The organism is Psychrobacter lutiphocae DSM 21542 (assembly GCF_000382145.1).
GTDB classification, from domain to species: domain Bacteria; phylum Pseudomonadota; class Gammaproteobacteria; order Pseudomonadales; family Moraxellaceae; genus Psychrobacter; species Psychrobacter lutiphocae.
In genome coordinates, this window is record NZ_KB907626.1 from 81456 (window position 1) to 103715 (window position 22260).

The following is a 22260-nucleotide window of genomic DNA, read 5'->3' on the forward strand; positions in this document are numbered from 1 at the left end:
TAAATCGACAGTGATAACAAGGAGTAAGTTATGTCAAAAGCAGAAATGAGAAGGTTTGAAGATAAGATTGAGCGCGATGTAAAAATTGAACCCAGAGATTGGATGCCTGAAGCGTATCGCAAAAACCTTATTCGTCAAATCTCCCAACATGCACATTCAGAAATTGTTGGTATGTTACCTGAGGCAAACTGGTTAACTCGGGCCCCCTCGCTACGCCGTAAGTCAATCTTAATGGCAAAGATACAGGATGAAGCAGGACATGGACTATATTTATATTGTGCAGCTGAAACCTTAGGTGCGGATCGTCAAGCAACGATTGACGCCATGCTTGCTGGAAAGATGAAATACTCGTCAATTTTTAACTATCCAACTTTAAGCTGGTCAGATGTAGGTATGATCGGCTGGCTTGTAGATGGTGCTGCTATTGTAAATCAGGTTGCATTACAACGTACTTCTTATGGTCCTTATGCACGTGCAATGGTACGCATTTGTAAGGAAGAGTCATTCCATCAGCGCCAAGGCTATGAAATGTTAACTGAAATGGTGCAAAGTGGTGATCCTGATCAGATAGCTATGGTACAAGATTCTATGAATCGCTTTTGGTGGCCAGCTTTGATGATGTTTGGTCCTCATGATAGTGATTCAGCAAATAGTGAGCAGTCTATGGCGTGGAAGATTAAGCGTTTTGGTAATGATGAGCTACGCCAAAAGTTTATTGATATTACTGTTCCTCAAGCGGAGTATTTAGGGCTAACTATTCCTGACCCAGATTTAAAATATAATGAAGAGACTGGGCATTATGAGCATGGCGAGATTGATTGGGATGAGTTTAAGCAAGTTGTTAGTGGTTTTGGACCTTGTAATAAATCCCGTATGGATGCACGCAGAAAAGCCCAAGAAGAAGGTCAATGGGTAGTAGATGCAGCGCTTGCATATAATAGAAAACAAAAAGCTAAAAAAGCAGCCTAATTGTGTATTTATGCAGTTCATATTTACGCCTCAATCACAGCTATTGATATAGGCTGTGATCTTCACCCAGAATTTATGATAAAAAATAGTTAGTTGTGTCAAAAATATTAGCTAATAAAGGGTTGATTAAGTTGAGAGTGAGGTGTCTATCTGTTTACCTATCATATACCTATTTGCTTATCAATTGATTCATCAATAGATATTGGATATTTATTGACAATAGGTTGGTAGTTATAAATCTTTAGGTTGGTAGTTATAAATCTTTCAAGGGCATGTTTTCATCTTAAAAATGGTGATAAAAATACGATTCATTATAGTCAAACAAAGATAGTTATACTAATTGAAAACACGCGCTATTTATCAGCAAACGCTAAAGGAGTTAGCAAATGAGCCAGTCAAAATTATATGAAGTATTTATAAGAGCAAAAGCAGGATTATCTCATCAGCATGTGGGTTCTTTACATGCCACTGATGATGAAATGGCATTACAAAATGCACGTGACTTGTACACCCGCCGTAACGAAGGAACCTCTATTTGGGTTGTTAAGTCTAAAGACATTACCTCTTTAGATTATAGCGATCAAGATGTATTCATTGAGCCTTCAGTTGATAAAATTTATCGTCATCCAACATTTTATGAAATCCCTGATGAAGTGGGTCATATGTAAGCAACGATATTTTAACAATGGATATGGTAATGAATATGAATACGGAACACAACAACCAAAAAAAACCTCTGTTTGATTATGCTTTACGTTTAGGCGATACAACTTTAGTGTTAGCGCAACGGTATTGCGAGTGGGTAGGCAAAGCACCGACTATTGAAGAGGAGTTGGCTTTAGCAAATACTGGTCTTGATATATTAGGTCAAGCAATGGCATGGTTAAATGTCGCATCTGAGCATGATGCTCAAAAAAGAGATGCTGACCAGTTAGCCTATTTTCGTAATGAACGACAATACACCAACTATTTACTAGCTGAGCTTGAAAATGGTGATTTCGGTTTTACAAGTTTGCGTGGTTTTTTTATTAGCACGTATTTCAAGTACCTGTACGGTTCGATGCAAAAAAGCCAAGTAAATAGTTTCAGAGATATCGCTATCAAGTCATCTAAAGAGGTTAAGTATCATTACATACATCAGCGCTCATGGCTTGTACGCTTAGGAAATGGTACTGATGAGAGTCATAAAAGAGTACAAAATGCCTTAAATGATTGTTGGGCATATACGGCTGAGCTTTTTGAAGAAGATGCCGTTATTTTAGCGGCTCAAGATATGGGTGTGATTGACTCTATGGCGGATATAAAATCGCAATGGCGCGCCGATGTTCTGGCATTACTAGAAGAAGCCAACCTAACTTTGCCACAAGAAGTCTATCATCATAGAGGTGGTACAGAAGGCTTGCACACAGAGGTATTAGGGTATTTGTTAGCAGAAATGCAATCTGTGAGGCGAGAGTTTCCCAATGCTCGGTGGTAGGTATTGATATGACTAAAATAAACCTTAGACCTATGCTTGATGCTGATGAAATTATGTCAATACTGGCTACTGTTCCAGATCCAGAAGTACCTGTATTGACCTTAAATGATTTGGGCATCATTAGAGATGTAAATATAGATGAGTCAGCAGGTACTATCACTATAACGTTAACCCCAACATATATGGGATGTCCTGCTACTGAAGCTATTCAGAAAATGGTCAGTGATGCATTAACTGATGCAGGCTACCCTAAGCCGATTTTAAAAGAGCAATTGATACCGGCATGGACAACGGAATGGATTAAGCCAGAAGCACTCAAAAAGCTTGAAGAATATGGCATTGCACCTCCAGGCTCGGATACAGATAACGAGCCTAAGCGTTGTCCAAATTGTGGTAGCGATGATTATCAACTAGTAAGCCAATTCGGATCCACTGCCTGTAAGTCACTATATCGATGCTTACAGTGTAAAGAGCCGTTTGAGTATTTCAAATGTCATTAGCTTTATGACATAGGTTTATAGATAATATTGATTCACAGATAAGTTATGGCTAATACTAAATAGCTTGCAAGAATTTTATCGACAGATATTAAAGGAATAATTATGTCAGTTTTTCACCCATTAAAGGTTGTTGAAGTGCTTCCTGAAACTGAGGAAGCCATTACTCTCAAATTTGATATCCCCCAAGATTTAGCTAATCAATTCAAAGCAAAGCCAGGTCAACATTTAAAATTAAAAGCGCTTATTGATGATAAAGAGGAAGAGCGTTTTTATTCTATTTGTCAGATGGGAAAAGACTTTGTGAGAATTGGTATTAAAGGTGTGCCAGAGGGCGTTTTCTCTCAATATGCTCGAAAAAATATTCAAGTGGGTGATACGTTAGATATTATGGCACCTCAGGGTGATTTTTGCCTACCACTTGATGACCATAAAGCAATGCAAGAGGCTAGACATTATTTGTTTGTGGCCGCAGGTAGTGGTGTCACTCCAGTATTATCGATGATGACGTATTTATTAGAGGAAACAGAGCATACAAGCATCGACTTCATTTATATTAATGCCAAGCGAAAAACTGTGATGTTCTTTGATCAAATTGAAGCATTAAAAAATAGATATCTAGATAGGCTTTCAGTTGTTCATGTATTAACCCGTGAGCCTCGTGATTTAGATTTGCTATCAGCACGACCAGAAGGTGAGAGCTTCAAGCAACTACTAACGTCATTTGTAAATCTAAAAATGCTTGATCATACCTATTTATGCGGTCCTATGCCTATTATTGAAGGTTTTAGATCGGCATTGATGGAGAAAGGCATTGATAAAAAAAATATTCATTTGGAGCTTTTTGGTATACCAAGTAGTCAAACTCCTCGTAAGGTTATCAAGCGTGATGGCACAGAAAAACAAGTCACGGTTATCTCAGGTGGTCGAGAGCAGATAATAGATGTACCTGAAGGCTTAAATATATTAGATGCTGCTATTGAGGCTGGCGCAAACGTTCCTTTTGCCTGTAAAGGTGGCGTGTGTGCGACTTGCAAAGCAAAGCTGGTTTCAGGATCGGCAACAATGGATGTTAATTATGGGCTTGAAGATGATGAAATTGATAATGGCTATATATTAACTTGCCAAGCTCATATCAAAACAGAAACCGCTATTGTTGACTTTGATATTTAATCATGTCAGTCAACAATTGCTTGATTAGCGCTAACAGTCCTCATGGTGTGCTATGAGAGATAAAAAATGACTAATTAATGAGAATATGGTTATGAAGGATGTTTATATTGTAGATTATTGTCGTACCCCTTTTGGTCGCTATGGAGGTTCGCTTTCTAGCATACGTCCTGATGATTTGGCATCGATGGTGTTGCGCCACATCCGTGAAGCTCATGATTTTGATCCTAAGCTTGTTGATGATTGCTTATTTGGTGCTGCGAACCAAGCTGGCGAAGATAATCGAAATGTGGCTCGTATGGCTTTATTGTTAGCTGGCTATCCAGTAGAGGTGCCAGGTACAACGCTAAATAGGTTATGTGGGTCTGGGCTTGATAGTATTGGGCTGGCTGCTCGAACTATCAAGTCAGAGGAAGCGGATATCATGCTCGCAGGTGGTGTTGAGTCGATGTCTCGAGCCCCATTTGTAGTTGCAAAACCTACAACAGCATTTGATAGAAATGCTGAAATGTATGATACAACGATTGGCTGGAGATTTACCAACAAAGTATTAGAAAAACAATATGGCAGTGACTCTATGCCAGAAACTGCTGAAAATGTTGCTAAAGAGTATGGGATTTCACGTGAAGCGCAGGATGAGTTTGCTTATCACTCACAAATGAAAGCTGCTAAAGCAACCGAAAGGTTGGCAAAAGAAATTATTCCTGTAACTTATAACGACCGTAAACGTGGTGAAGTTATCGTTGATAAAGATGAGCATCCACGTCCTGATACTACCCTAGAGAAGTTAGCTAGGTTAAAGCCAATTTTTCCGGGCGGCACAGTAACTGCTGGGAATGCTTCTGGTGTTAATGATGGTGCGGCAGCACTATTACTGGCATCGGGCGATGCCTGTCAAAAGAATGACTTAATACCAAAGGTAAGAGTTATAGCGACAGCATCACGTGGTGTAGAGCCTCGCCTTATGGGTATAGGCCCGATAGCAGCTGTTGAGGCCTTATTTAAGCGTACGAATTTAACTATGGATGATTTTGATATCATTGAATTAAATGAGGCATTCGCTAGTCAGAGCTTAGCGGTTATCAATTATTTTGGGTTAAAGCTAACAGATCCTCGTTTAAATCCTAATGGTGGTGCTATAGCGCTGGGGCATCCTTTAGGTGCATCAGGAGCTAGAATTGCAGGTAGTGCAATGCTTGATATTGCAGGTAAGCCAGGGAGTAAAGCATTGATAACTATGTGTATCGGTGTTGGACAAGGTATTGCAATGGCAATTGAAGCTGTTTAGACTTTAAAGTTTAGAGTGTGTCCTTAATTTGTACAATGATATTTAAATGGGCTAAAAATAGCCTAAAACTTGATATATGGTATCTTGGATTCAACTCTGAAGTGCAACACCCTCAAATTTCTAACCACATAAAGCAGTTAGTAAATAAAAAATTATAGCTAAGTGGCTTTAATTTTTCACTAAAAGGCTGTAATTTAACAGGGCAATCGCACTACAAATAATTTTTAGCAAACAGTTGTTCATTTGCTAATCATTTATAGATGTTATTATCAATTGTAAGACGAAAATCAGAAGAATATAAGCTAAACGCATTTATTTTGGTTAATATATCTAACTAACCTGGTTTTATTATGTAGTTGTACTAACTTTAAGCGAGTATTTTCTATAGTGCGATTGCCCTGTGTAATTTAAGCCAGTTCACTATATTGATCTTACCAGACTATGGATTAAAGGTAATTTCAATCAAATTAACTATGTATCCAAAATTAATTTCAAGGAAGAAGTACAATGCTAACTCAAGCCTTATCGCATCAGTTTAAGACCAGTATACTGGCAGTTCTCATGGCCAGTATACTGGGTATAAGCGGGTGTTCAAACTCATCGGAAACGCAAGAACAAACTACTGGAGATACGCAGAGCGCTGAGGCAACATCAACAGCTAAGGCAGATGCTACGATATTACGTTTCTCTCACTTTTGGCCATCAACAGCAGCAATGCATACAGATGTTTTTGAGCCATGGGCCAAAAAAATAGAAGAAGAGTCAGATGGTCGTTTGAAGGTGGAAATATACCCATCCGCTACGCTGAGTAAGCCAGATGTTACTTATGATTCTGCAGCTAAGGGAGTGATTGATATAGGTGCTCAAGCACAGGGATATACTAGTGGACGTTTCCCATTAACTCAGATTGCAGAGCTGCCAGGGCTATCCAATTCCGCCAGTCAAATGAGCTGTATGTTACAAAAGTTATATGATGATGGTGTCATTGCGAGTGAGTATGAAGATACTCATTTATTATTTATGATGGGTGCAGGCCCAGGAGCACTACATACTGTAGATAAAGTGATTCGCACACCTGAAGATATGAAAGGAATGCGCTTGCGCCGCCCATCAGCCATTGCAGGTGATATTATCGAAGCTGCAGGGGCATCTCCTGTCGGATTGCCAGCTTCGGATATTTACAGCTCTTTACAGCGCAATGTTATTGATGGTTTGAGCTTTGCGTGGAGTCCTACGGGATCATTTAGGCTGGTAGAGCTAGTTAATGCGCATACGAACATTCCTTTTTATAGTTCAGCTTTGTTAGTTACGATGAATAAAGACAAATATGATGCACTGCCTGATGATCTTAAAAAAGTCATTGATGATAACTCAGGTAAAGTTATGGCTGACATTGTAGGTGAGATGTTTGACAGAGAAGATGCTAAGGTTATGGAAGAGGCGAAAGCAAAAGGTGATACTATTGTAGAAATTCCAGATCCACTAAATGATCCTGATTGGAAAGTACCATTAGAGCAAGGTACAAATAAGTATCTTAATGATGTTAAGGCGTTAGGCTTAGATGCTGATGAGGTTTATGCCAAAGCAAAAGAAGCCAGTGCATCTTGTAAGATGTAAAACATCTTAGTTATTGCTTATAGACTAGTTATTGCTTATAGCTCCTGAGAGTCTGCTCGCTATATATCGCAAAAGAGAACAGATGCACTAAAGCTAAGTTAGAGATTGTAAAGTCGTAGTAGCCATACTCAGGCACCAGCTCAGAGTATGGCGATAAAAGTGTAAGAATATAAGATTAAGATTTTGAGATTTGAACCGTTTGTATCGAGGTAAATTCTTTTAGACCATCTAGTCCAAACTCAACACCAAATCCAGAGGCTTTAACGCCACCAAAAGGAGCATCAGGCTGTATCATAGCATGGTTATTGATCCAAACTGTGCCACACTCTAGGCGTGAAGCAATTTGTTGGGCTTTTTCGATATCAGTAGACCACACTGAGCCACCCAATCCAAACGAAAGTCTATTAGCACTGTTGATAGCATCTTCAATATTACTAAATTTAATGATTGGTAGTATGGGGCCAAACTGTTCCTCGTCAACCAATCGCGTACCATCTTTAATATTATTGACTAAAGTGATAGGGTAGAAATAACCACTATCATCTATAACCTCACCGCCACATAGGAAATTTGCTCCATTTTTTCTGGCATCTTCTGCAAGAGAGTTTACAATCTCAAATTGTTTTTTATTTTGCAGTGGTCCAAAGTCAGTATCTTCCACTAGACCATTTCCAGTCTTCATATTGCCAGCCATACTGGTCAATGCCGTACATAGTTCATCATGTACAGACTCATGGACATAAAGACGTTTAAGGGCGGCACAGGTTTGTCCATTATTAATGAAAGCGGTGGCAAATATCTTAGGAGTAATGGCTTTAATATCTGCATCTTCAAGAACGATTGCTGCATCATTACCACCTAGCTCAAGCGTTAAGCGCTTTAAATTAACAGATGCACTTTTCATAATGGCCTTACCTGTTGCGGTAGAGCCAGTAAAGACAATTTTTTGGATATCTTGATGTGAAGACATGGATGCGCCAATACTACCATCACCAGAGACAATATTTAGAACACCAGCGGGTAGAATATCTTTAATCAGTTCGCCAAAACGTAGAACGGTTAAAGGCGTCATTTCAGAGGGCTTTAAAACAACAGTGTTGCCAGTTAAAAGCGCTGGGATAATATGCCAAATACTGATTAATAATGGGTAGTTCCAAGGTGTAATAGAACCTATGACACCAAGAGGTTTGCGATGTAGCTCAATACGCGCTGTTTCATTGTCCTGAATGACCTCAGGCGCTAATTCCATACTGGCTGTGGCTCTAATCCAAGCTAAGGTACCGCCAAACTCAAAACCAGAACCTAAGTTAGCAAAGCCTTTTAAGGGCTTGCCTTGCTCTTTGGTAAGTAGTTGCATGAGCTCATCGCCATTGCTTTCAATGATATCTGCAATTTTTATGAGTAGGTCACGGCGCTGTTGATAGGTAAGAGCAGACCATTTCGGAAAAGCTGCGTTTGCTGCAGCAACGGCATCATTTAGGTGCTCAATATTGGCTTTTGGACTCTGCGCTACGACAGATTTATTAGCGGGGTTAATGATATCAAAGTGTTCGGTTGTGGAGATACTGTTACCATTTATTAGTAAGTTGAATTGTTTCACTGTTGGGCCTCTTGTAATTGTATTTTGTTAGTGTCTTGATAGCGTGGGAGTATGACTTACCATACATAATTTAACTTAATAACAATTTGATTCTATTGCTATTTTTAATTTATGTTCGTTCAACAACTCCAAGCCATAACTCCAATCGCATTAGTTGTTTTTTTAATTTTAAGTCTTAAACTTCTCTAAGTTTTTAAATACCTAATCACTGTTATTTTGATTCATATTTAAAGAGGGTGTTTCATCAAAGAAGTTCCAAGGCTTCAACAATACATTAACCCATTCAGTTGGCATGATCGGCCATTCTTCTGCACGTGCAACGTGTGTAGTTCCAGTGGTTAACCACACCACGAGATCTTTGTTGTGTATGTTGTCATTGTTTGCGGTATACATACCTAGGCCGGTATCTCTATCTGATCGATTTGGATATTTACCTTCAGGATACAGCTCTTCTGGATGGTACTTGGTTACCCAAATCTGTTTATCCATGAAGTTTAGACGATTGAATAACCATTCGTCTTCTGCAAAATTTGCTCCTTTAGCGATAGGGTGAGTGCCACCTGCAAAAGGTATCATTTGATAGGAAACAGGGTTGCCCATACGATTTTCTTTGCTAGAGTTACTTATCAATCGGATGGTAGACGGGTCAAATTTTTCCTGTGCATCTGCTTCAGATAGTACGATACTTTCTCTGGTTTCCATGGTGCTAGTGCGGGGGCCACCACGGGTATTTTTAGCTACAACGGGGTCGATCCTAGCGATATAATTGGTTTCTCCATCAATATCCATATCTAAACGGAAGTTATAGATATGCTGATGGGTTGTTCCAACTATATTGTGGTCAATAAGAGTACCAAAACGTGTGTCTTCTTTAGCTGTGGGGTCATGCATGGTTTTAGCTAGTACACCTTTGACCGCTTCGATGCCAGTTGCACCTGCATTGATACCTATCGTACCGTTAGGTTGGAAAACCCAGTCAAATATATAATCATAATTACCAACAGTACTTACCCAACGTACGACCAGTTCACGTCTTTCAGTACTGACATTTTTTTGCCCCATTTCTTGGTGTTTAAATTCAGGACCAGCATAGCGCTCAAAAATAGCGATAGCGTTAGGAATAGTATAGGTATTACCTTCAAAGTCTGGAATGACCGCATCTAGGAAGACAGCATTTTGTGGTGCATCGACGTTTTTTTCTAAAGGTGAGGTTAATGTACCCATGCCGTATTCACCAGAGTCAAGATATGATTTAAAGTACCAACCAACATCGGGGTCACCATAAGGCACAACCATGCCTGATAGATTACCTTGATACATAATCTTGCGGTCAATGCCTTTGTCATTAAAGGTTACGGTGCTGATTTGTAGTCCTGTACGACTGTCTAAGCCTATATGAAATTTCCAGTTATGCCATTCAACATTACGCCCAGTAATCGTATAGTTTTTACCTTCAGGTTCAATGATGGTTAAGGGTTTACTACTTATATTTTGTTGGTCACGACCATCGATAGGGCGTGAAGCCATAGGAACAGGCACTACACTGCCATCTTCAACCTTAATAACTTCTTGTTTATCAAGATCTACAACAGCAACTAGGTTTTCAATAGGGTGTGCCCAATAGTTACCATCACCAACATCAAGATATGAGACAACTTTTAAGACTCTTAATTGTTTATCTAGTGTATCGCTTTCACCAAAATATCCGACAGTTAGAGGCGTGCCTACCACCTTAGTGATGTCATGGATACCACGTTTACTTAATGCACTTTTGTAAGTATCACTATTTTGTATGGCGTTTTGTACGGTATTGAAGTCATCCAATAGAACCATACCAAAGGTGTTCTCTAATGTTTTCCATCCTGTCAGTCTGTTGGTAGTTAAGTTAACTTCGCCTTCATGTACCATATTGCCTTTAAGGATTGTAAAAGTTGCCACCCGATCCTCGTTATAGGGCTTTCCTTCTAGGACACTTTGCCAAACGGCATTTTTATCAGGTTGCTTTAAGCGGATATCAGAAAAACGTAAATTATTTTGCTCTGGTTTTGATTGTCGGATAATATTGACGGTTTGTTCGATCTCTTTACTGGTTAGAGTGTTAAGAGGATGTGGAGTTTGTTCTACTTTGAAAGTCTGGTCTAAATCTGACTGTAAAATTTCATTGACCAATGATTCAGGAACTAAGGCTTGGTTGTTATTTACGACCAAGGGGCTTGAAATATCTAAGGGCTTGCCATTAATCATCACTGTATGGCTATTTGGTTTGATTTGAATTCGTGTTGAATTCTTAGTCACTGTATAAACATCTGCGTAGCTATCGTACTCCACATCGGCACCTGCACTAGCCATTGCAGTATTTAAAGGAATCATGGTGATAGGCCCACCATGAGCAAGTGCTTGAGCACTATAAGTGAGCATTAACCCACTGATGATAGTGCTAAGGAGTGACTTTAGTAGTTTATGTTTTAGAGGTATAGCTTTGGCATTAATAGCTTTTGCGTGACTAAAATTAGTCATAGAGATAGTATTAGTCATAGATAACTTCCATATTTTCAAGACTATAGTTGACTGTAAACGCATAGATACTTAACTTTGATAGTGCATGAGAGCTTTGACTTAATCAATAAACTTATTAATTAATAATATGTCAATGCTATCTTTAATCAGCAATATGCTCACTTCATTGTACACAAAGCTTGTTGTCTATAACGCTTACTACAAAACAAAATCCTTTTGTTAGTAATAAGTGACGTAGCTTAATTATTTATTTTTTACTTTGATAATAAAGTTACTTTAAATAATAAAATAAATAGTTACGTACTACTGCAATATAGCAATAAGCTTAATGGAAGGCAATAGTAGACTTTGAGTATAGATGGGTGACCTTTTGCATGAGTCTTAGACTATAAAAAGTCTCATTGTGCGTTTTAATCACAATTTTTAACGCAGCTATGGCTTAAGATTAGGGTTGTAATGAATTCAAGTATTAAGGTGGGCTTGACTTTGATTTACTTGGTTAAATATGTTAAACCTACTAAAGGTATTGTTCTAAGAGAGAGTTAAAAGATAAAGCTAAAAATATTAAAAAACCTCAAGTTCACGCTTGAGGTTTTTACTTTATAGCGATGACAGGATAATATGGAAGATCTATTTATAATCATTTATTGAACCTTATTTATGTCTATTGCTATGTCTCCTTTATTCAAACTAGCATCAAAATCAGCCGCCAAATCCAAGGTGCAAACAGCGACAATAAATGCCTCAACAGTGGCAGATCAGTTGCGCTATCGATATTATGAAAAATGTGATCTGATTACCCCAGCCAGTCCAGTGTTTTTAACCAATCTGTATGAAAATCTAGATCATTTAGATAACTTAGATGACAGTGTATTTGAGTCAGAATTTAATTCAGAGATGGTGGGCTGTGAGAGTATGCAGGATGCGCAGCCTTTATCATTGAGCAATTTTTTTGAAGGCTTAGCGCAGTTGACGACCACAGGTGCAGTAGAGACTACTGAGATAGTGGAGGCCATCCATTCGGAGATTATTTTAAGGCCATTAGGGCGCTTTAATGAAGATCATTTGACTCGCTGGCAGCAAGGCTTGATACGTAAGGCTTATAATGTACTACGTAAAGGTATGAATCAGGTAGGCAATGGTCTGACCCAAGCTGGCGTAGCGCTATACCGCAAGAGCTTAAAAAAGCAAGACAGACGTATTTTGCCAGAAAAATTGAAATTACTGGCTAATGTGCTTAACGGTATGTTGGGGGATCATTTGGTCAGTCGTAATAATCCATTAGCAGTCTCCATGATGCTGTATGGTAGATATGGACAGCCACAGCGGACAGAAATCTGTGGTCGTGTGGTTATTTTGTTGCATGGACTGTGTTTAAGTTATTTAAGTTGGCATCCGACAGAGGACAATAGCTTGGGTGAAAAAATAGCCTTGGCGCAGCCAGCAAGTACAGTCCTTTATTTGGATTATAATACTGGTAGGCGCATTTCTGAAAATGGTCATTGTTTAAACCGTTTGCTACAAGAGTTGGTAACTCACAATCCAGACATCAGTCAAATTGATTTGGTGGGATATAGCATGGGTGGTTTAGTGGCACGTAGTGCGCTGTTTTATGCGGAGTTACAAAGTAGAGATTGGGTAAACAGGGTAGGCAACTTAATAACCTTGGGTTCTCCGCATCAAGGTGCAGGGCTTGAGCGAATCAGTCATTTGATTTTGGATATTGTTGGTAAGGTACCTTTTGCCGGATCTTTGTCGAAATTGGGCAATATCCGTAGCGCCGGTATTATTGATTTGCGTCATGGTAGTATTCGTGATGCAGATTGGAAGTATTTGGGCAGCCGTGATGTATTGCCAGAAGAGTTTCGTCATCCGGCACGCTTGCCCAAGCATGTTCATACATTCTTAATTGCGGGTACTATCGCTGAAGGTATCTATGCGTCAAAAGCGAGTACTTGGGTAGGCGATGGTTTGGTCACCATTGAGTCTGCGCTTGGTGAAAGTGACGGCGAGCACAATCTGTATGTGCCGGATGGACATAAGGCGGTGTTTTATGGAGTCAATCATCTAAACTTACAGTATGACAGCCGAGTACATGCGCAGGTGCTGGCGTGGCTGGTGGATAATGGAAAGACAGATTTTGCATTAAATAATCGCATTCAGTCTTTTGCTGATGATGATATTGATGTGGTAGTTTAGACAAAAAAAGTAGTAGGATCTAAAAGAGACAGCATCAAAAAAACAGCATAAAGATACACTTTAACCCTCATTTTTCAAGTTGGAATGGGGTATTATTTATAATAACACTCCGCTCTCAACTATTTATAACCTATTGATATTTAAAGGTTTATACCAGTAAATCTTAACAACTAAATATTTTAAGCCCTTTAAAATCAAGGGTTAAAAAAAAGAGTTGAGATTCGGATAATAATGATAATAATATAAATTAGGAGGGATTATGAGTGTTGGAGTCTTAAAAGCACTGACAGAGTCGGTCAGATATTGGTATATTCCTTTAATTGTGGGCGTACTATTTATCGCTACTGGTATTTATACCTTTATGTCGCCTGAGACTTCTTATTTGGCTTTGTCAGTACTGTTTAGCATATCGTTTATTGTCACTGGTATTGCAGAGATTGTTTTTTCTCTGTCTAATAAAGAGGTGATGGATAACTGGGGCTGGACGTTGGCTTTTGGTATTTTGACGTTGATCGTGGGTATTTTGTTGTTTATTAATCCTGCGTTATCGATGACCACTTTGCCTTATTATGTGGGTTTTTTAATTTTGTTTCGCTCCATTAGCGCTATTAGTTTTTCGTTAGATTTAAAGCGTTATGCGATTGGCGACTGGAGTTTGTTGCTGCTGCTGGGTGTGTTGGGGCTGATTTTTGCGTTTGTATTAATCTGGAATCCGGTATTTGCGGGTATGACCTTGATTGTGTGGACGGGATTGGCGCTGATTTCATCTGGGGTATTTAGTTTGTATTTGGCGTGGAAGTTAAGAGCGATGAACAATCGGGTAAAAAATATACCGGATGAGTTAAGATACAAGATTCGGTTATTAGAAAATGAGATTAATGATAATTTTAATCGTTAATTCAATTTAATCGTTAAATCAATGTGCCAGACAACAAAAGACCCAGTAATTTTAATTACTAGGTCTTTTTTATGGTGATTATTATGATTATGTGACTATTGATGATGTCAATGATGTAGCTGATATCAATGTTAAACCTCAACTTTAAGCAAAAATCTGCTCAACATCATCCTTAGTAAATCTATATATCGAGCCACAAAAGCCACAGTCCATCTCAAACATGCCTTGTTGCTCAGCAATAATCTCTAATGCTTCAGCCTCGCCAAGTTGTGCAATGGCCGCTTCACATTTGCTGCGTGAACAGGTACAGCCAAATTGCAACTCAACTGCTTCTGGCACCACCACCTGCTCTTCATTATACAAGCGATAGATAATCTCACGCGCATCCAAGGTCGTTAATTCCTCGAACTTCACCGTACGGGTTAACAGGCTTAAGCGCATCCATAAATCATCATCGATACCAGCAGATTCATTTTGCTCAATTTCATACTGCTCTTCTGCGGTCAATGGCAGCATTTGTACCAAAATACCGCCTGCTTGCAAGCCATCACAGGCCAAGTTAATTAAAGTTGGAATCTGGGCAGATTGCAGTTGATAGTGTGCCAAGCACTCGGCCAAGGTGTCGTAACTGCGCTCCACAATGCCTTGATAGGCCTCGCCACCTTTGGGCTGAATGTTAATAAACATCACCCCTTTGCCCGGTGCACCCAGCTCTGCAAAGGCTTCATTGGCAGTCGATTTGGCAGCCCAAGCTTGCTGCTGTGCTTCGGTTTCTTGCTTCCAGCTGGCAAGCGCACGGATAATACCGGATTGATCACATTCGGCCATTGCCCAGTTTATCAGGCTGTTTTCATCCGATGATTGCAGTTGGATAGAGAGGGTGCCGTCAATTTTTAAAGTGCCAATTAGTAAGCTGGCAGCGGTAAGCATTTCACCCAGTAAGCGTTTGATAGATTCTGGGTATTCTTTTTGGGCGGTGATGGTGGCGTAGCTGTGTTGCAGGCGCACCACATCACCACGGACAGGCGAGTCAGCGATAAAAAAGCGTTGGCGTAAATCGGTAAGGTTGCTCATATGGATCTCAGTTATTTGTTTGCTACTTTGATTAGCTTGTGAATATTTTGAGTGGTTAGCTTGTTTATAGGATGTGCTATATATTGGGGGTGTATTGGCATTTATCAATATTTAAGAGATAGTGTTTGGATTTATGAAAATTTATTTGCTCTTTAAATGATTTTAAATGTATCATTTTAATGTATACTTGATTTTTAGGGATTTAGAAGCAGTTTTTGGTTAGGTGATGGATTGCACCAGTGACAACCAAAAGGCTGTGTACTTAACATAAAACGAAAGGATTCGTTATGATCAATATCAGTCAGGTGCCCCGCATTAGTATGGGCGCAAAATCTGCCAATGCGCCGCTCACAATGAGCCAAGATCAAGGCCCAACCACCCCGTTAATTGAAGCCACTATCGGCGACTTTTTTGATGCCATGGTCGCCAAATATCCTGAGCGTGAAGCCTTAGTGGTCTGTCATCAAAATATCCGCTGGAGCTATCGAGAGCTACAACAAAAGGTCAACCAACTGGCTAGCGCTATGATTGAAATGGGGCTGGAAATTGGAGATCGTGTCGGTATCTGGTCGCATAACAATGCAGAATGGCTACTGATGCAATTGGCCACCGCTAAAGTCGGCGTCATCTTGGTCAATATCAATCCTGCCTATCGCAGCTTTGAGTTGCAATATGCGCTAAATAAGCTTGGCTGCTCGGTGTTGGTCTTGATGCGCCACTTCAAAACCAGTGATTATACCAACATCATTCGTGAGCTGTGCCCTGAGATTTATCATAAACAATATACGCAACTGGATTTAGTCGAAATTCCAACCGTTGAGCGTATTATTTGGATTGATGAGCCAGAGACGGATGAAGAGTTTGGCTTTATGCAAAAGTTTTCACATTGGATGGCAGAAGGTGATGCCAATGACCCAAGAGTGGCAGAGCGACAGGCCAAACTCAAAAACACCGATGCCATTAACGTTCAGTTTACCAGTGGTACAACTGGTACGCCAAAAGGGGCGACTTTAACCCATCGCAATATCTTAAATAATGGTTATTTTATTGGTGAGGCGATGGATTTAAGCGAAGAAGATCGCTTGTGTATTCCTGTGCCGCTATATCACTGCTTTGGTATGGTGCTTGGTAATCTGGCGATCCTGACCCATGGTGGCTGTGTTATTTATCCCAATGATGGCTTTGATCCGTTAAGCGTATTAGAAGCGGTACAAAATGAAAAATGTACGGCGCTGCATGGCGTACCGACCATGTTTATTGCTGAATTGGATCATCCAGACTTTGATAAATACGACTTATCTAGCTTACGCACAGGTATTATGGCGGGCTCAAGCTGTCCGATTGAGGTGATGCGCCGAGTGATTGATGAGATGCACATGAGCGAGATTACCATCGCCTATGGCATGACAGAGACCAGTCCAGTATCTTGCCAGACCAATAAGCACACACCGCTGGACAAACAAGTGTCCACCGTGGGATTGGTGCAGCCAAATATCGAAGTCAAAATTGTCGATACTGAAACTGGTGAAGTGGTGCCGATTGGGGAAACCGGAGAGCTATTAACCAAAGGCTATTCAGTCATGAAGGGCTATTGGGGCAGCCGCTTTAAAACGCGAGAAGCGATCCAAGGTGGCTGGATGCATACCGGAGATTTGGCGACTATGGATGAAGATGGTTATGTCAAAATCGTTGGCCGTAGTAAAGATATGATCATTCGTGGCGGGGAAAATATTTATCCAGTTGAGATTGAAAACTATCTATATCGCCATCCAAAAATTCGTGATGTGCAAATTGTCGGTGTCCCAGATAAAAAGTATGGTGAGGTGCTGGCTGCTTGGATTATTCCGCGTAAAAATGCACAGCTGACAGAAGAGGAAGTCAAGCAATTTTGCAAAGACAACATTGCTCATTATAAAGTACCTAAGTATTACCGCTTTGTTGAAGAGTATCCAATGACGGTCACCGGCAAGATACAAAAATATAAAATCACAGAGATGATGATAGCAGAGCTGGGTCTGTAGCTCTGTAAAAGGACAGTTTTGTAAAAGTGCAATGTCGTAAAAACGCTAGCTTAGCGAAACAATAGTAAAGTTTTTTCATCTAGCCTAGTACAAATTTCAGTACAAAATAGGGTCAGAAAATAAAAGAAAGGGATGTCATGAGCGCCATTATTAATAGTAAATTAAGTCCAAATTCCAAAGAGTTTCTTGATAATGCGGCCGCCATGCAGGCTGTGGTAGACGACCTACAAGAAAAGCTCAGTAAAATTGCCCAAGGCGGGCCTGAGCGCTCACGAGCCAAGCATTTAGCGCGAGGTAAATTATTGCCACGTGAGCGAGTGGAGCGCTTGTTAGATCCAGGTACCGCCTTCTTAGAAGTCGCACCTATGGCTGCTTATGATATGTATGATGCCGATATTCCAGCGGCCGGTGTGATTGCAGGTATCGGCCGTATTAATGGCATTGAGTGTATGATTGTCTGTAATGATGCCACCGTCAAGGGCGGCACATACTATCCGATGACGGTCAAAAAACATCTGCGGGCGCAAGAAATCGCCCTAGAAAACAACCTACCTTGTGTCTATCTGGTGGACTCAGGGGGTGCTAACCTGCCCAACCAAGACGAGGTGTTTCCTGATAAAGAGCACTTTGGGCGTATCTTCTTTAACCAAGCTAATATGAGTGCGGCTGGTATTCCACAGATAGCGGTGGTGATGGGCAGTTGTACCGCAGGCGGCGCATATGTGCCAGCTATGAGTGATGAATCTATTATTGTCAAAGAGCAAGGTACTATCTTCTTAGGCGGGCCACCTTTGGTGAAAGCGGCCACAGGCGAGGTGGTCAGCGCCGAAGATTTGGGTGGTGGTGATGTGCATACCCGTCTGTCTGGCGTGGTGGATTATCTGGCACAAAATGATTTGCACGCCTTGTCGCTGGCACGTGATATTGTCGGAAATCTGAATCGTCCACCAAAACAGATTCCCAATCAAATCCCTTCCAGAGCACCAAAATATGACGCCAAAGAGCTGTACGGGGTAATTCCAACCGATAGCCGTAAGCCGTTTGATATTCGTGAAATCATTGCACGTATTGTCGATGCCAGTGAGTTTGATGAATTTAAAGCACGATTTGCGGCTACTTTAGTCTGTGGCTTTGCCTATATTGAAGGCATGAAAGTGGGCATTATTGCTAATAATGGCATCTTGTTTAGTGAGTCGGCGCAAAAGGGTACCCATTTTATTGAGCTGTGCTGTAAGCGCAATATTCCTTTGGTGTTTTTGCAAAATATCACCGGCTTTATGGTCGGTCGTAAATACGAAAATGAAGGCATTGCCCGTCATGGCGCAAAAATGGTGATGGCGGTTGCCAATGCCAAAGTGCCTAAGTTTACGGTCATTGTTGGCGGCTCATTTGGTGCTGGTAACTATGGTATGTGTGGCCGAGCCTATAGCCCAAGATTTTTGTGGATGTGGCCCAATGCCCGCATTTCAGTCATGGGCGGTGAGCAAGCAGCATCGGTATTGGCGACAGTCAAGCGTGACAATATCGAACGCAAAGGCGAAACCTGGAGCGTGGAAGAGGAAGAGGCGTTTAAAGCCCCTTATAAAGAGATGTATGAAAAGCAAGGTCACCCTTATTATGCCAGCGCCCGCTTGTGGGATGATGGGGTAATTGACCCAGCCGATACACGTAAAGTATTGGCGCTAGGACTCAGTGCTGCTTATAACGCTGAAATCGAAGAGACTAAGTTTGGTGTGTTTAGAATGTAAGAAACAAGAGATTCAATCACTGAACCCCTGGATAATACGTTGAATAAAAAAGAAAAATAAATTATGAATACGCTACTTGTAGAAAAAAATAACCACATTGCCACAGTTACCTTAAATCGCCCTGACAAACGCAATGCCTTTAATGATGATGTTATTGCAGAATTGGATGAGGTTTTTACCCGTCTTGGGCAAGATGATGAGGTGAGAGCGATTGTGTTAACAGGTACAGGCAAAGCCTTTTGCGCTGGCGCTGACTTAAACTGGATGCGAGCCATGGCCGATTATAGCCGTGAAGAAAACTTAGCCGATGCGGATAAATTAGCACAGATGCTCAAGGTGATTTATAGCTGTCCGAAGCCAACGCTTGCTGCCATTCAAGGGGATGTCTATGCCGGTGGTATTGGTTTGGTCGCAGCTTGTGATGTGGCAATCGCGGTTGATTCTGCCAAATTTTGCTTAAGCGAAGTGCGTTTGGGATTGGTGCCAGCGACTATCAGTCCTTATGTGATTCGAGCGATGGGCGCCCGTGCTGCGCACCGTTATTTTTTAACCGCAGAAGTGTTTGATGCCGTGGAGGCACATCGTATCGGCATGATTCATGAGTGTGTGCCTGCTGATGAGTTGGATAGCACCGTTGCAGCGATTGCCAAAAAGCTATGCAACAATAGCCCCAATGCGGTTAAAGTGTGCAAACAGCTGTTGCAAAGTGTGGCTGGTGAGATAATCGATGATGAGCTCATTGAGCAAACGGTCGAAGGTATTGCCGATATCCGTGCCTCTATTGAGGGAAAAGAAGGTGTGCAATCCTTTTTGCAAAAACGCAAGCCGAATTGGCTGTTGTAAGGCTCGTATATTAAGAGTTAAAACCATCATTTATTATTTTTGAATCAGTTATACGCAGATAAAGCTGTAAGCGGCATGTTAAATATCTAAAGGAATAGTTATGTTTACAAAAATTTTAATCGCCAACCGTGGGGAAATTGCTTGCCGTGTGGCGGCCACGGCCAAGCGGATGGGCGTGCGCACCGTTGCCGTCTATTCAGATGCTGACCGTTATGCTAAGCATGTCAGCGCCTGTGATGAAGCCGTTTATTTGGGTGGCTCTGCGCCAAAGGACAGCTACTTAAAAGGTGATTTGCTGATTCAAATTGCCAAAGAGACAGGGGCGCAGGCTATTCATCCTGGCTATGGGTTTTTGAGTGAAAACGCCTCGTTTGCTAAAGCTTGTCAGGACGCTGGTATTGTATTTATAGGCCCTTCTGCCGAGGCGATTATGGCAATGGGCTTAAAGTCTGAATCAAAGCAGTTAATGGAAACGGCAGGCGTGCCACTCATTCCTGGCTATCATGGTAGCAATCAAGCCCCAGAATTTTTGCATCAACAAGCCGATAGCATTGGTTATCCGTTATTAATCAAAGCCAGCTCAGGCGGTGGCGGTAAAGGAATGCGTTTGGTCGAGCGCAGTGAAGATTTTATTAGTCTACTAGAGTCGTGCCGCCGCGAAGCCATTACCAGCTTTGGCAATGACGCCATGCTGCTAGAAAAATATGCGTTAAACCCACGCCATATTGAAATTCAAGTCTTTGGTGACAGTCATGGCAACTATGTTCATCTATTTGAGCGGGACTGTTCGGTACAGCGCCGCCATCAAAAAGTACTAGAAGAAGCGCCAGCGCCCGGTGTCGATGAGGTCATGCGTGAGGCGATGGGGCAAGCAGCGATAAATGCAGCGCGTGCGGTCAATTATGTGGGCGCAGGTACAGTGGAGTTTATTGTTGAGCAGCGCCCGAGTGCAGATGGCAAAGTCGAGATGGGCTTTTACTTTATGGAGATGAATACCCGCTTACAAGTTGAGCATCCAGTGACTGAAGCCATTACTGGCGTCGACTTGGTGGAATGGCAGTTGCGAGTGGCCGCTGGCGGTGAATTGCCGCTTAAGCAGCAGGCGTTGGCCATGAATGGGCATGCGATTGAGGCGCGTATTTGTGCAGAAATGCCAGATAAAGATTTTTTACCCGCCACTGGCAGTTTGCTAGCGTACCGCAAGCCGCAGCAGCATACCAGTTTTGAAGCGGGTGCTGTGCGCATCGATGATGGGGTGGCTGAGGGTGATGTGATTAGCCCGTTTTATGACTCTATGATTGCCAAGCTGATTGTACATGCGCCGACCCGTGAGCAAGCGCTTGCTAAGCTGGATCAAGCTTTGGCGCAAACTCGTATTGTCGGTTTGCCCAATAACGTCGCCTTTTTGCGTCATATCTTGGCCACAGACTCCTTCAGTCAGGCCAAGTTAGATACAGCGCTTATTGAGCGTGAAAAACAGGTGCTATTTAATCAGCAGTCATTGCCAGTATCCTTGTTAGCGTCAAGTGCTGTGGTACACCAATTGCTGCAAGAGCAGCAGGTACAAAGCCAGCAACGACTTGATGCGCAAGGCATACAAGATCCTTTTGCGCAGCTGGATGGCTGGCGAGGATACAGTCCGTATCAGCGCCATTTTAACTTGCTGTTTGTGCAGCACGCACAAGCACAGCCTTTATATTTGCAGGCAGTGATCGGTGTACAACAGGCCATTGCTGGGCGTGATAATAAATGCATTAAGCTGAGTCTATATCAGGTCACGGAAGCGGAAACCACGCATCCCAAGCCAATAGATGCAGACAGTCCATTGCTATATCATGCTGAGATTGAATTTAGCAGCACCAATACCAGCACCAGTACTAGGGGTGATAACGACAGTAACCGTTATACGCTATGGTTAGACGGTCAGCGTTTGTCAGTGCAGTGCTGGGCAGAACAAGAGACAGTCAGTGTCTTTAGTGATGCTGGCAGTGGTCAAATACAGTTGCTTGATGTGATGGTGCATGTCGATGGCGATACCCAAGCTGCAGGTAGCTTAAAGTCGCCGATGCCAGGACAGGTGGTGGCGTTTAAAGTGGCGGAAGGCGATTGCGTTAAGCAAGGTCAGGCGCTGGCAGTGATTGAAGCGATGAAAATTGAGCATACCATTAATGCGCCAACCGATGGTGTGGTTGCTGAGCTGCTGTTTGCCCCTGGCGATTTGGTAGCAGATGGTGATGAGCTGTTACGCCTAGATACGGAATAGCTATATATCAACTCAATATTACCAATCAACTCACTTTTCATAAAAAACGCCATAGCCCTAATTTTTATAACAAAGGCCT

The 22260-nt window shown here is 41.6% G+C and carries 16 protein-coding genes; 13 read left to right on the top strand and 3 right to left on the bottom strand.

What is annotated here, in order from left to right; genetic code table 11:
- Positions 1-30 precede the first annotated feature (30 nt).
- From paaA to H140_RS0103175, 7 genes are all read left to right on the top strand, one after another.
- Positions 31-969, top strand: a complete 939-nt coding sequence (paaA, locus tag H140_RS0103145; RefSeq protein ID WP_019672202.1) for a 1,2-phenylacetyl-CoA epoxidase subunit PaaA — start codon at positions 31-33, stop codon at positions 967-969.
- Between the two features lie 386 nt (positions 970-1355).
- Positions 1356-1637, top strand: a complete 282-nt coding sequence (gene paaB, locus H140_RS0103150) for a 1,2-phenylacetyl-CoA epoxidase subunit PaaB (RefSeq protein WP_019672203.1) — start codon at positions 1356-1358, stop codon at positions 1635-1637.
- Between the two features lie 35 nt (positions 1638-1672).
- Positions 1673-2446, top strand: coding sequence for a 1,2-phenylacetyl-CoA epoxidase subunit PaaC (paaC, locus tag H140_RS0103155; protein ID WP_167320782.1), 774 nt, complete (start codon positions 1673-1675; stop codon positions 2444-2446).
- 8 nt (positions 2447-2454) lie between these two features.
- On the top strand, positions 2455-2946 hold the full coding sequence (gene paaD / locus H140_RS0103160) for a 1,2-phenylacetyl-CoA epoxidase subunit PaaD (protein WP_019672205.1): 492 nt from the start codon (positions 2455-2457) through the stop codon (positions 2944-2946).
- Positions 2947-3048: 102 nt separating this feature from the next.
- Complete coding sequence (locus tag H140_RS0103165) at positions 3049-4116, top strand: 2Fe-2S iron-sulfur cluster-binding protein (protein ID WP_019672206.1); 1068 nt, start codon at positions 3049-3051, stop codon at positions 4114-4116.
- A 91-nt stretch (positions 4117-4207) separates the two neighbouring features.
- On the top strand, positions 4208-5401 hold the full coding sequence (locus tag H140_RS0103170) for a 3-oxoadipyl-CoA thiolase (protein WP_019672207.1): 1194 nt from the start codon (positions 4208-4210) through the stop codon (positions 5399-5401).
- 507 nt (positions 5402-5908) lie between these two features.
- Positions 5909-7018 (top strand): TRAP transporter substrate-binding protein, encoded by a 1110-nt coding sequence (locus H140_RS0103175; RefSeq protein ID WP_019672208.1) that lies wholly within the window; start codon positions 5909-5911, stop codon positions 7016-7018.
- 175 nt (positions 7019-7193) lie between these two features.
- Here the strand turns inward: H140_RS0103175 and H140_RS0103180 are convergent, their stop codons facing one another.
- Positions 7194-8618, bottom strand: coding sequence for an aldehyde dehydrogenase family protein (locus H140_RS0103180; protein ID WP_019672209.1), 1425 nt, complete (start codon positions 8616-8618; stop codon positions 7194-7196).
- Between the two features lie 201 nt (positions 8619-8819).
- Positions 8820-11135: a primary-amine oxidase gene (tynA, locus tag H140_RS0103185; RefSeq protein ID WP_051086846.1), complete on the bottom strand. Its 2316-nt coding sequence runs from the start codon at positions 11133-11135 to the stop codon at positions 8820-8822.
- Positions 11136-11795: 660 nt separating this feature from the next.
- On the opposite strand from tynA, the gene H140_RS13775 reads away from it, so the two are divergent.
- Together H140_RS13775 and H140_RS0103195 are read left to right on the top strand one after the other, a co-directional pair.
- Positions 11796-13334 carry an esterase/lipase family protein gene (locus tag H140_RS13775; RefSeq protein WP_019672211.1) on the top strand — a complete coding sequence of 513 codons (1539 nt, stop codon included), beginning with the start codon at positions 11796-11798 and terminating at the stop codon, positions 13332-13334.
- Positions 13335-13593: 259 nt separating this feature from the next.
- Complete coding sequence (locus tag H140_RS0103195) at positions 13594-14232, top strand: HdeD family acid-resistance protein (RefSeq protein ID WP_019672212.1); 639 nt, start codon at positions 13594-13596, stop codon at positions 14230-14232.
- 144 nt (positions 14233-14376) lie between these two features.
- On the opposite strand, the gene hslO is transcribed toward H140_RS0103195, so the two are convergent.
- Positions 14377-15306: an Hsp33 family molecular chaperone HslO gene (gene hslO, locus H140_RS0103200; protein WP_019672213.1), complete on the bottom strand. Its 930-nt coding sequence runs from the start codon at positions 15304-15306 to the stop codon at positions 14377-14379.
- A 287-nt stretch (positions 15307-15593) separates the two neighbouring features.
- Between hslO and H140_RS0103205 the strand changes: the two genes are divergently transcribed.
- The 4 genes from H140_RS0103205 to H140_RS0103220 all read left to right on the top strand — a co-directional run bounded on the left by H140_RS0103205 (position 15594) and on the right by H140_RS0103220 (position 22181).
- Entirely contained in the window at positions 15594-17327 is a 1734-nt protein-coding gene (locus H140_RS0103205; protein WP_019672214.1) for an AMP-binding protein, read from the top strand.
- 137 nt (positions 17328-17464) lie between these two features.
- The gene (locus H140_RS0103210; RefSeq protein ID WP_019672215.1) at positions 17465-19075 is read left to right on the top strand and encodes a carboxyl transferase domain-containing protein; all 1611 of its coding nucleotides are present in this window, start codon (positions 17465-17467) and stop codon (positions 19073-19075) included.
- A gap of 63 nt (positions 19076-19138) precedes the next feature.
- Positions 19139-19918, top strand: a complete 780-nt coding sequence (locus H140_RS0103215) for an enoyl-CoA hydratase/isomerase family protein (RefSeq protein WP_019672216.1) — start codon at positions 19139-19141, stop codon at positions 19916-19918.
- A 100-nt stretch (positions 19919-20018) separates the two neighbouring features.
- Positions 20019-22181, top strand: coding sequence for an acetyl/propionyl/methylcrotonyl-CoA carboxylase subunit alpha (locus H140_RS0103220; protein WP_019672217.1), 2163 nt, complete (start codon positions 20019-20021; stop codon positions 22179-22181).
- The last annotated feature ends 79 nt before the right edge of the window (positions 22182-22260 follow it).